An 11,385-nucleotide genomic window follows, 5' to 3' on the forward strand; every position below is an offset into this window, starting at 1 on the left:
AAGTTATGGAAATAGAGGAATGAAAATATGACCCGGAAATATATATATAGCCCTTCTGCATATAGCCGAAAAACTAATAGGTTGATTTCTCACTTCTCTAACTACCCCATTTATTTTTTGGTCGGTGTCTTTAATACACTCTTTACAATTGGACTACGGCATATTCTTGGTTTAAGTCTCGATCGTCAAGGTGGATTTGCTTATATTGTGTCTATGCTACTGTCGTCTTGTATTGGAATTTTAGTGAGTTTTATAGCCCATAAAAAAATTACATTTCCCAATCGCAATCAGCTATCTGTAACCCAAGAACTAAAGCAGTTAGGATTATTTTTTATCAATCAATCAACAGGAATGATTTTAGCTATCCTGTTCTCGGTAATGTTAGTAAGCTTGATGACAGTGTTCCCATTCGATCTTGGCAACGCTAAAACCCTAGCTTTTGCTTTTTCCAGCTTCTTGGTCTCTTTCATAACGTACATCTTAAATAAGAAAATAGTATTCAAGTAATTCCAGAGGACATGAAATGGGAAAATTAGGATCAAAACTGGAAATCTATCATATCAAGTATTTGTAATAGCAAATGAAAACACAAATGACTCAAAACAGTAACCAAAACAAATTGGAAATTCTAGAAGCGATTGCAGTTATTGTGATACTTGCCATCATTCACTTATTCTTATGGTGGAAATATTTACCGATTGCTCACATTGATCTAAATTTTTATACTGAACCAGCTTTGATGCTTGCTAGACATGGCATTCTTTCTGGCCCAGGTTCTCAGCATCTAGATATTACCTATGCAAAGGGTATTTATTTCTATCCACCTGGTTACGCTCTAATAGTAGCTGGTTGGATCAAACTCTTTGGATTTAGTATCCGCTCTCTGCTTGCCTATACAAATCTCATTCATATGCTATATTTATGTGCGCTATGGATACTGATGCGAAAACGATTTAATTGCACAAAACTAGCTACTTCATTAGTCTTGATTTCTGCTTTTCCGATGTTTAATCACGGACGGCCTGATGTAACTGCACTATTTATAAGTACATTGGCTTGGATAATAGTTCCTCACCAGTTTAAGCTCCCTAGAATGATTTACAGCGCCATTCTGATGGGATTGGCCATTTTGGTCTCGCTACCTTTTGGCATTAGTTCTGCTGCAACAGTCATTACTTTTTATCTTGTTTCTCCCCACTTGCGTTTATCTCAAAGATTTAAGGGAGTAATAATTTTGATTAGTATCATGACATTAACAATTCTAAGTATCTGGGGTTTTGTCTTTACCTGGCAAAATGCTTGGATATTTGGTCCGGAACAGTTTATGGTTAATTTGGCAAATCGAGGCCAAAATCTAAATCAAATTGTTTTGCCTCCTCTACTATACAGTTTGGCGTTCATTATAGTGCCTTTAGGGTTTATGATACTTATTCCTCTAGGATTTACGTTATATTGGTATCGTTGTTCATTAAGTAGCCCTTTGGTGCAAGTTTCACTGTCTTATCTAACTGGATTTACAACCTGGTTTTTTCTAAGTAAAGGACCTCTGATGATGATGTATCATTTTAGTTTTATTGCCCGTCCTGTTTTTCAGGGTGTATTAGCATCATTTCGTAAGCCAATCCGCTTTATAGCAATAGGGCTTCTAGTTGCATTCACTATGATTAACTTTTACTATGAAAAAGATGAATTTCTTTTACTAGCCAGCGATTCCTCAGAAGCCTATTCAATGTTAGAATCTATCTTAGTAGATATACAGCCTGATAAAATCGCAGCAATTGATAGCCATCTTTTTCCGATTTTATATAGAGAAGGAAAGACCATCAATTACGAAATTTTTCATACAAATTCATGGAAAAGTTACTATGACGCGACATCGCCTAAAACTCTCGATTTACTTTTCAAGAATGAAGCTATGCCACTGAAACCGTTGATCCCTGACATCATAGTTGTTTCTGAAATCACTTTATATTTCGGCGATACTAGCAGCCTTTCTGGTTTTAGGAACGTAACTGATGAGGAGGTGGTAATACCGGAGCTGAGTTTATTAGGACACACTATTAAGTTTCCTCAAAATCCTCTTCGGGCTTACATTTTTGAGAGAATTGTAGAAGAAGAGTAAAAATTATGGACACCTCTATTTATTCAAATTCTGAAGCCAATTAGAATGTATCTTTGCCGTTTCTTTTTTGAGGTACATTTGTATTATTATATCTCCAACTCCTCATCAATCCCATGAATCACATGAAAATAATCAAAAAGCATTCTTATACTATTGCAATTATCCTAATTACTTCTTTCTGGCTATTTTATTATTATTTGGGCTATCCTCTCCCCCATATTGACGATCTATTTTTTATAGGAGCAGCCATTAATGTTGCGAAAAATGGCGAGTTTTTTAATCCATACATTATTGAGTGGGCAGAGCCTGTAGTCGATAGATTTTATGTTCAACCTCCATTTCATTCCATCACTTTGGCAGGGTGGCTGAAAATTTTTGGAATAAGTACTCAAAGCTTGCTTTTATTTCAATGTTTTTGCTATTTTATATTTTCAATATTCACAGCATTGATTTTAAAAAATTATGGTTTTCATCCAATTACAGCTATTTGTACAACGATATGTTTTGCCACTTGGATGAGCATAGCTGGATTGCGTCAAGATGCTCTTTCCATGGCATACTTAGCAATAGGTTTGTGGCTACTAACTAAAGACATTAAATGTAGGTACTTTTTTGGATTTTCTTTTTTGGGCTTCTCTATATTATCTTCAATAGTTAGTATGGTCTATGCTCTTCCTTTTTCAATAGCTATAGTTACATACAATAGTTGGCGAAAGAAAAACACAATAAAATCTAAATATAGTAAATATATCATCCAAAGAATATACATATTGTTAACCTCAATGGTTTTTGTTTTTATTTTATTTTTGACTTCCATAAACTTTGAATTCTATCGCTTTATATCAGACATAGCCTGGCACGCTTCTTGGAGAAGAAACTCAATAGAACTAAGTCATCTAATAAATGTATTGACTTATGGCTATCGTGAAATTACTGATGCTCCACTATATATATTTTATATTTTTTTAGTTTGTACCATTGTAGTCAAGAGGAACTACTGGCAACCAAAGGCAGTATTAATTACATTGACAATCACAATTGCTTTAATTTTAAATTTGGTTTTGTATGACAGAACTTTATTTGAAAATTTCACTTTCTTTTGCTGGTTAGGGGTTATATTAATTATATCTGCCATTCCAGCCAGTCATAGAACTCGTATTACCTTTACTATTGTAGCAATCATAATTTTTACCCTTAACCAAAGTTGGAATATTATAAACATCATAGGCAAACAAACTCCCAAAACTGAAGATAGCTACGGACAAATTAGACAGTTTGTCCAAGAAAATCCCCATAGAAAATATTTAATTGATGAATGGGGGGCAAGATTGATCTTCGACTATAATTTACCACCCAATACTATAGATTGGAACTTTTCAAGATATTATACAGGAATTGCTAATCCTCAATCAATTACAGAAAAATATTCTGATGAAGTGTGGATAATCTCCAAGGCAAAAGGATATTCACTTGAAGGCTTACCAGACTATCCTAGAGTAGAGCTATTTGGTTACACTTTTGACAGTATTCCTAGTCAACCAGATGATGTTATTATAATTGACTAGAAGCTTGAATATGAATCTATAATGTCTTGTTGTTAAATTATAAAGTTAAACCGTGTTGATTATGTTAAAAAAACTAATACAAAAGCGTATATTTAAATTCCTCTTAGGTGGTGGTGTAGCAGCATCTGTCAATTTGCTGTTAATATTTATCCTGATTGAACGACTGGGATTTAATACTCCTTTCCTTCGCAATCTGGCAAACACACTATCAATTGAGTTTTCTTTATTACTTAGTTTCTTCATCTATCGCATCTGGGTTTGGCCTGGGGGAAGTTGGAAGATCCGAGAAGTTTTATTTAAGCAAATTCCCCTGTATCATTTATCGGCAGGATTAGCTGTCATTACTAGAATATTTTTTCTATTCCCACTTTTAGACTGGTTAGGAGTTACTTATCAAATAAATACGCTAATTGGCGTGTTATTAAGTGCTGCTATCAACTATGTAATTACTGATAAGTTTGTATTTCAATTTAAAACTCAATCGCCAGATTATCTCAATAATTCAAAACAGTTAGACCTCGGGTATCCAGAAGGATTAGAACCTGCGTTGGCACTAGAAAGGCAAAAAACTCAGAAAATAGTTTCATCTTCATCACATTTAACGAAAACAGGTGTTTTTGTCGATTTACTGTCAATTGTTATACCCGCTTACAATGAAGAAGGGAGTATTGGAGAGACTCTTCAATCTATAAGTGAGCGTCTAGAGACTAAAAACATTAATTATGAAATATTAGTTGTTAATGATAATAGTCGCGATCGCACAGAAGAAATATTAAAGCATATCAGTAGGCAAAATCATAAAATTCGTTATATGAATAACTATTACCCTAATGGGTTTGGTTTTGCAGTGCGTTGTGGTCTAGAAAATTTTCAAGGTGATGCTGTAGTAATTGTTATGGGAGATAGCTCAGATAACCCAGAAGATATTATAAGCTATTATTATAAACTTCAGGAAGGTTATGAATGCGTATTTGGATCTCGTTTTATGAAAGGCAGTCAAATTATTGATTATCCAACTCATAAGTTGATTGTTAATCGGATGGCAAACTTTTTTGTGAAAATGTTATTTTCACTAGATTATAATGATACTACCAATGCTTTTAAAGCCTATCGTAGAGAAGTTATTGAAGGGATTTTTCCTTTATTATCTCATCACTTTAACTTGACCGTAGAGATGCCTTTAAAAGCGATTGCTAGAGGATATACTTACACAACAATTCCAATTACTTGGAGAAATAGAAAAACGGGAGTTTCTAAGTTAAAGATTAAGGAAATGGGCAGTCGCTACTTGTTTATTGTACTTTATGTGTTTCTTGAAAAACAACTATCTAGAGGAGATTATATACGTAAAAAAAATTCTAAAATTTTACATTAGGATCTTTGACTTTTGTTGTATTACGCTTGATTTTTCTAAATGTTTTTGAAAATAGTATTTTTCTCAATTAAAGTAACGATGAGGTTTAAATGTACATGACATATCAAATATTGATATTAGGTGGAGCTGGCTTTATCGGAAGTTCTCTATCTATTGGATTAAAAAAAAATTATCCAAGTTGGAAAGTTATTTGTTTGGATAACTTGCGTCGTCGTGGTTCTGAATTAAATCTTCCTAGATTAAGATCTATGGATATTCAGTTTATTCATGGTGATATTCGTTCTGAATCTGATTTAGATCCCAAAGTACTCAAGGTAGATACGATAATTGATTGTTCTGCTGAACCATCTGTCTTGGCAGGATTTTCGTCTCCTCAATATGTACTTCAAACAAACTTAGTAGGGACAATTAATATTTTAGAGTTAGCGAGAAAAACTGATTCTCGTTTATTATTTTTATCTACCAGTCGTGTTTACCCAATTCCTACTTTAAAATCCATTAAGCTACAAGAGCTACCAACTCGTTTTAGTATTCCCCCTAATCAAAATATACCTGGAATTTCCCCGAAGGGAATTTCAGAAGAATGTTCTCTAGTTGGTTACCGTTCCCTTTATGGGAGTACCAAGCTCAGTTCTGAATTGTTGATTGAAGAATATAGACAAGCTTATGGTATTCAAGCCATTATCAACAGGTGTGGAGTCATTACAGGGCCTTGGCAAATGGGAAAAGTAGATCAAGGCGTTTTTGTGCTTTGGGTTGCGGCTCATTACTTTGGAAAAACACTAAACTATATTGGCTATGGGGGTACAGGTAAACAAGTTAGAGATCTATTGCATATAGATGATTTACTCCGCCTAATTGATATTCAGCTACAACAGTTTGGAGAACTCGATGGTGGAGTTTTCAATGTGGGTGGTGGAATGAGAAATACTTTATCCTTAGTTGAAACAACTAGAATCTGTGAAATGATTACAGGAAAATCTATACCAATTAATCCTGTTATGCAAGAACGACAAGGTGATATTCCTGCGTTTATTACAAATTGTACTAAAGTTACCCAAAGAACTCTATGGGAACCTAAAATCAGTTCAGAAGAAGCTTTGCAAGATATTTATCAGTGGATTTCTCAACATAATGTTATGCTTGAGCCTTTCTTATCTTGAGTTGGATCATTGGCACAAATATAAAGGCTCAAAAATAACATTTAATTGGGTAAAAAGAGTCCGTTCGTCCATATGGGAAATTGAAAGTCACGACTTTTCAGAGGGTTAAAAAGCTTGCCTTGGCGATCGAATAGATAGCAAGAATATCCAAACTGGGATAAATAATTTCTAATAGATTGATGGTTTTCAGTGCCCATTTCTACATAAATTGATCGTATTTTTTGCTTTTCTAAGAGTTTAGTAGCTCCTTTAAGAGCAGGAATTTCATAGCCTTCTACATCCAACTTCCACAAGTCAACATATTCAATTTGACGTTCGGCTAATTTATCTTGCAAGCATACGATATCAATGGGACTACCTTCAGTTTCTGAGACTTGAGACCAATAACCATGAACGCCGTCAACTTCTGGAGTCTTAAGATATAATTGAGTAGTGGTAGAGCCTAGACCTTGTCGGATTAATTCAACGGGAAGTCTGGGATTAACTTCTAAACATTCTTTTAGCCAGTCTCCTTGTTCTTCTCCTGGTTCAAACGCCAATAGTTTCCCTTTTGGTATATATTGAGCAATATACAAGAGAATTTGACCAATGTTTGCACCTGAATCTACAATAATGCCGTTAGGAGGAAGAAATTGGCGGGCCCAGTTTAGAAAGGATGGCCCCTCATATTTTCCGTAAGCAATCCATCGATGTACTGGGTTAGTTAAATCGAGTTTCCAAGGAATACCAGCAGCGGTTTGTACCCAACAAATACCATGTTGAGTTAATTGATGCCCGAAAAGCTGTTCGCACAGTCCTAGTTTATAGGGAAAATCGAAGGGTTGTAACCAAGTTAAAGGAAAGGGTAGGGAGATTAATTGCATGTAGTTAATTTAAGGATACTTTTTCAAAAATAGTTGATGGTCTTGAAAATTAGTGTTACTTGAGTAAATCATTGATATCTAAGTCTAACACAACTAAGGGTTGTGATTTGTGGTTTCCCAATATGTTTGGGTTTAAGGGAGGCATTCAAGTTTATTCTGCCTTTTTACTACAAGTTTTACAGAATTTGTATCCCGATCGCCACTATCAGGTATACGTTAAACATGATACTCAATCTTCCCCCGATCTAGGTCATTGGTATCAAACGGATTTCCATGTTACAGGTAAGATTCCCCTCTCCTGGCGAACCCCTGCTTTTGCCACTCAGATTTGACTCTCTGGACTCTGGCATTCTCCAGAGTGGGTGATGACAACTCATTTGAATTTTACACCTGTCGCATACTGGCTGAAGCGGTTGAAAGGCATTCCCTACTGGACGATCGCTCATGGAGTCGAAGCCTGGAACATTGATCGCCCCAGAATTGAAAACGCGATCCAATCTCTCGATTTGAGCGCTCACGTTACCCTAACCGGCTTTATTCCTGACGAAGAACTCTGCGACCACTATAATCTATGTGATGTCTTCGCAATGCCCAGTAAAGGAGACGGAATGTCATCCCCTATGGCGCTCCCCTAGATTATTTTCATCCCCAACCCAAGAAAGATAGTTGCTTCCGCGCTCTCTATGTCGGGCGTGTAGAACCTAGAAAAGGAATTCATTATCTTTTAAAAGCTTGGAAAAACTTAAATTTATCCGATGCAGAATTATGCTTAATCGGTATCAATGAATTTCCCTCTGGCTGGCTGGATCAATATCAAGACCTGTTTCGATATATTCCTCCCGTTCCCCACTATTCTCTGAATCAATATTACAGTTCTGCTAGTGTTTTTGTCTTTCCCTCGTTAGTTGAGGGATTTGGCTTAGTCCTACTCGAAGCTATGGCCTGTGGTATTCCTGTGATTACCACACCTAATACGGCGGGCCCTGATATCATTATGGATGGAGTGGAAGGATTCATTGTCCCCATTCGGGATACTGAAGCTCTTCAAGAGAAACTGGACTGGTGTTACGACCATCCTCTAGAATTATCGCAGATGGGAAAAGCAGCGAGAAAAAAAGCGGAACAACTCACTTGGTCTCAATATCGGAAAGAGCTACAAAAACACATTTATAGTTTATTCAATACTCTCAAATAATCTGTCGTAATAATTCTTTTATATGGTAGACTTGACCACGATAGAGTTTCAAGTTGCTCCTCCTGTTGCTAAACCGCTTAAGCCGGAGTAGCCTACAACAATCTATTATTCAAGTATAAATCGTGACCAAGAAGATGCGAGTTTTCTGATCTCGACTGAGCTTGATCGTTACGATATCTGAAACCATACCCATTCTCGACAGTTAATCATGTCTGTGTTCGTAAGTGTTTTTCAGTCTCAGTGGCAGCTAATTTGTCCACCGTGAAACGTGGTAAGTCTCTTCAATGAATGCTCAAACTTAGACGGTTTCAGGGCGATCGCGACGATTCATTCAGCATCATACTTTGATTAAGGAAAACAGTTCATGAAAATTACCAATACCATCCACTTCCGAAACCTCAAAGGAGATATTTTCGGGGGACTCACTGCCGCCGTAGTCGCCTTACCCATGGCTCTGGCTTTCGGAATTGCCTCCGGTGCTGGGGCTTCTGCCGGATTATGGGGGGCGATACTGATTGGATTTTTCGCCTCTTTATTTGGTGGCACTCCTAGCCTGATCTCCGAACCTACCGGCCCGATGACCGTCATTATCACGGCAGTTATCGCTGAATTAATGGCCAACAATCCAGATAGTCCAGAAACTGGTTTAGCCATGGCCTTTACTGTGGTGATGATGGCGGGAGTCTTTCAAATTCTCTTCGGTGTCCTGAGATTAGGGAAGTATATTACAATGCTTCCTTATAACGTCATTTCGGGATTTATGACCGGAATTGGCGTGATTCTAATTTTTATGCAAATTTCCCCTTTTATCGGTCAAGAAACTCCTGCGGGTGGAGTGATTGGCGTAATTAAGGCATTTCCTGATTTAATTACTAATATCAGTCCCTGGGAAACCTTCTTAGGGTGGATGACTCTAGGGATTTTGTTCTTTTATCCCACACAACTGAAAAAACTCATGCCGCCTCAACTGGTGGCTTTGGTGATTGGCACGGCCATTTCTTTGCTTTTCTTTCGAGATATAGAAATCCGCACGATCGCCACTATTGGAGAAATTACCCCCGGTTTGCCCCAACTGCACATGCCCACCTTTACCCCAGGCACATTGCGGTTAATGTTTGTCAATGCCATGGTTTTAGGCATGGTGGGTTCCATTGATTGCCTCTTAACTTGTTTAGTGTCTGACAGTTTGACCCGGACGGAACATAAATCCAATAAGGAGTTAATCGGTCAAGGGATCGCCAATTTAATTACCGGTTTATCCGGCGGAATTGCCGGTTCTGGGGCAACCACAGCCACTGTGGTCAGCATTCAAGCGGGTGGACGCACGGCTTTAGCGGGAATTAGCCGCGCCTTAGCCTTACTGATTGTTGTCTTATGGGCAGCTCCTTTAACTTCAGGAATTCCCTTGGCTGTGTTAGCCGGAATTGTCTTAAAAGTGGGGATTGATATTATTGATTGGGGCTTCTTGAAACGGGTTCACAAAATTTCTTGGAAGGCGGCCGGAATTGTTTATAGTGTGGTTCTGCTGACGGTATTTGTGGATTTAATGGTGGCGGTAGCGGTGGGAGTTTTTATCGCCAATATTTTAACCATTGAACGTCTGGATGAACTGCAATCTCAGTCAGTGAAAGCGATTACGGATGCCGACGATCAAATCGTAATGACTGAGGAGGAAAAAGTCATTTTAGATAAGGCCAATGGTCGGGTTTTGCTGTTCCATTTGAGCGGGCCGATGATTTTTGGGGTAGCGAAAGCAATTTCTAGAGAACATGGTGCGATTGGTAATTATGATGTGTTGATTGTGGATTTGAGTGAAGTGCCTATTCTGGGTGTGACTTCTTCGTTGGCGATTGAAAATGCGATTCAAGAGGCGATCGATGATGGACGCGATGTGATCGTGGTTGGGGCAACCGGAAAGGTGAAACGTCGGCTAGAAAAGCTCGGCATTGCTGGTTTAATTCCTGGCCATCACTGGATGGGCGATCGCCTAACCGCACTGAAGGAAGGGTTACAAATGGTGCAGCAAAAACAAGGCTCTCAGATTGGCTGAATCCTAGGGGTTGGCAATGAACAATGAACAATGAACAATGAACAACTGATCTGGGTTGGTATCCTAGGGGTTGGCCTGTGTTAGGGCAAGAATTGAAAGAACAAGCTTGATCGCCTTAAAATAGCTGAATAGAACCCAATCGGAGCGATCGCCATGGGACAGATACTGACCTTAGAAGATCCGGACACTCTACCACTGGAGTTACCCAAAAGCCTGAAACTCTATGTCACTCAAGAACAATTTGCCGCCCTAGCAGTAAGTAATAAAGTCTTACAACTTGAAAGAACTGCACAAGGAGAGTTGATTGTGAATCCACCCACAGGTTGGGAAACTGGAAAAACCAATTTTAGCATCATCGGACAATTGCATCGCTGGTATGAAGAGAATCAACAGGGGGAAGGATTTGATTGTTCGACGGGATTTATTTTACCCAATGGTGCAATTCTCTCTCCCGATGCAGCTTGGATCAGTCAAGAGCGTTGGGATAGACTGACGGAGGAACAAAGGGGAACATTCCCCCAGATTTGCCCGGATTTTGTGGTGGAATTGCGTTCAAAGTCGGATACACTCAAGTCCCTACAAGAGAAAATGCAAGAGTATATAGACAATGGGGCAAGATTAGGTTGGTTAATCGATCCTAAAAATCGGACAGTGGAAGTTTATCGAGTGGGTTTAGAGGTAGAAGTATTGTCCAACCCGGCTGAGTTATCCGGTGAAGAAGTGTTGCCAGGTTTTGTGTTAGATTTGGGCCGTGTTTGGGGGTGATACACAGAGGCTTTGAGTATACAAAATGTTAGCAAGACTATACAATAGTATACAGCGCTTTTCGATGTTATGAGGTACAGTTATCGAAATTTTAAGGGTTGAGTGCCTTCCCATGAAAAGCCTGAAAAATGGGGATTACAGCGCTTCGCGCTGTATTGAGGTACAATCTAAGGTGAAGAGATTTGATGGGTATTAAGAGGTAATGAAAGCATATTCAGTAGATTTACGAGAAAAAATAGTCAAAGCTCATTTAATCGAAAAGAACTCCATTAGACAAGTAGCAGGGA

9 protein-coding genes and 2 pseudogenes are annotated in these 11,385 nt (G+C 38.1%); 10 read left to right on the forward strand and 1 reads right to left on the reverse strand.

From position 1 onward, the window contains the following. Positions 1–27: 27 nt before the first annotated feature. The 5 genes from PJF56_RS11275 (at position 28) to PJF56_RS11295 (ending at position 6,225) form a co-directional block, all read left to right on the forward strand. Positions 28–507, forward strand: coding sequence for a GtrA family protein (locus PJF56_RS11275; protein ID WP_283762768.1), 480 nt, complete (start codon positions 28–30; stop codon positions 505–507). A 73-nt stretch (positions 508–580) separates the two neighbouring features. Next, positions 581–2,122: a hypothetical protein gene (locus PJF56_RS11280; protein WP_283762769.1), complete on the forward strand. Its 1,542-nt coding sequence runs from the start codon at positions 581–583 to the stop codon at positions 2,120–2,122. A gap of 122 nt (positions 2,123–2,244) precedes the next feature. Further along, entirely contained in the window at positions 2,245–3,687 is a 1,443-nt protein-coding gene (locus PJF56_RS11285) for an ArnT family glycosyltransferase (RefSeq protein WP_283762770.1), read from the forward strand. A 61-nt stretch (positions 3,688–3,748) separates the two neighbouring features. Beyond that, a complete protein-coding gene (locus PJF56_RS11290) occupies positions 3,749–5,062 on the forward strand; it encodes a glycosyltransferase (RefSeq protein ID WP_283762771.1) in 1,314 nt (437 codons plus the stop codon). Between the two features lie 95 nt (positions 5,063–5,157). After that, a complete protein-coding gene (locus PJF56_RS11295) occupies positions 5,158–6,225 on the forward strand; it encodes an NAD-dependent epimerase/dehydratase family protein (RefSeq protein WP_283762772.1) in 1,068 nt (355 codons plus the stop codon). A gap of 41 nt (positions 6,226–6,266) precedes the next feature. On the opposite strand, the gene PJF56_RS11300 is transcribed toward PJF56_RS11295, so the two are convergent. Continuing rightward, positions 6,267–7,088 (reverse strand): FkbM family methyltransferase, encoded by an 822-nt coding sequence (locus PJF56_RS11300; protein ID WP_283762773.1) that lies wholly within the window; start codon positions 7,086–7,088, stop codon positions 6,267–6,269. Positions 7,089–7,159: 71 nt separating this feature from the next. Here PJF56_RS11300 and PJF56_RS11305 point away from each other — a divergent pair, with 71 nt between their 5' ends. The 5 genes and pseudogenes from PJF56_RS11305 (at position 7,160) to PJF56_RS11325 (ending at position 11,098) form a co-directional block, all read left to right on the forward strand. Next, positions 7,160–7,420 carry a hypothetical protein gene (locus PJF56_RS11305; RefSeq protein WP_283762774.1) on the forward strand — a complete coding sequence of 87 codons (261 nt, stop codon included), beginning with the start codon at positions 7,160–7,162 and terminating at the stop codon, positions 7,418–7,420. Positions 7,421–7,462: 42 nt separating this feature from the next. Next, a pseudogene (locus PJF56_RS11310) lies at positions 7,463–7,696 on the forward strand (glycosyltransferase); the annotation flags it as partial. A 2-nt stretch (positions 7,697–7,698) separates the two neighbouring features. Continuing rightward, a pseudogene (locus PJF56_RS11315) lies at positions 7,699–8,283 on the forward strand (glycosyltransferase family 4 protein); the annotation flags it as partial. A gap of 364 nt (positions 8,284–8,647) precedes the next feature. Beyond that, complete coding sequence (bicA, locus tag PJF56_RS11320; RefSeq protein WP_283762776.1) at positions 8,648–10,333, forward strand: bicarbonate transporter BicA; 1,686 nt, start codon at positions 8,648–8,650, stop codon at positions 10,331–10,333. Positions 10,334–10,486: 153 nt separating this feature from the next. Continuing rightward, positions 10,487–11,098: a Uma2 family endonuclease gene (locus PJF56_RS11325; protein WP_283762777.1), complete on the forward strand. Its 612-nt coding sequence runs from the start codon at positions 10,487–10,489 to the stop codon at positions 11,096–11,098. The last annotated feature ends 287 nt before the right edge of the window (positions 11,099–11,385 follow it).

Origin of the sequence: Roseofilum halophilum BLCC-M91 (assembly GCF_030068445.1) — a bacterium.
Taxonomy (GTDB): domain Bacteria; phylum Cyanobacteriota; class Cyanobacteriia; order Cyanobacteriales; family Desertifilaceae; genus Roseofilum; species Roseofilum halophilum.

Coding starts and splice junctions, on each gene's coding strand:
- PJF56_RS11275 (WP_283762768.1), top strand. CDS start 28: ATGACCCGGAAATATATATATAGCCCTTCTGCATATAGCCGAAAAACT.
- PJF56_RS11280 (WP_283762769.1), top strand. CDS start 581: ATGAAAACACAAATGACTCAAAACAGTAACCAAAACAAATTGGAAATT.
- PJF56_RS11285 (WP_283762770.1), top strand. CDS start 2,245: ATGAAAATAATCAAAAAGCATTCTTATACTATTGCAATTATCCTAATT.
- PJF56_RS11290 (WP_283762771.1), top strand. CDS start 3,749: ATGTTAAAAAAACTAATACAAAAGCGTATATTTAAATTCCTCTTAGGT.
- PJF56_RS11295 (WP_283762772.1), top strand. CDS start 5,158: ATGACATATCAAATATTGATATTAGGTGGAGCTGGCTTTATCGGAAGT.
- PJF56_RS11300 (WP_283762773.1), bottom strand. CDS start 7,088: ATGCAATTAATCTCCCTACCCTTTCCTTTAACTTGGTTACAACCCTTC.
- bicA (WP_283762776.1), top strand. CDS start 8,648: ATGAAAATTACCAATACCATCCACTTCCGAAACCTCAAAGGAGATATT.
- PJF56_RS11325 (WP_283762777.1), top strand. CDS start 10,487: ATGGGACAGATACTGACCTTAGAAGATCCGGACACTCTACCACTGGAG.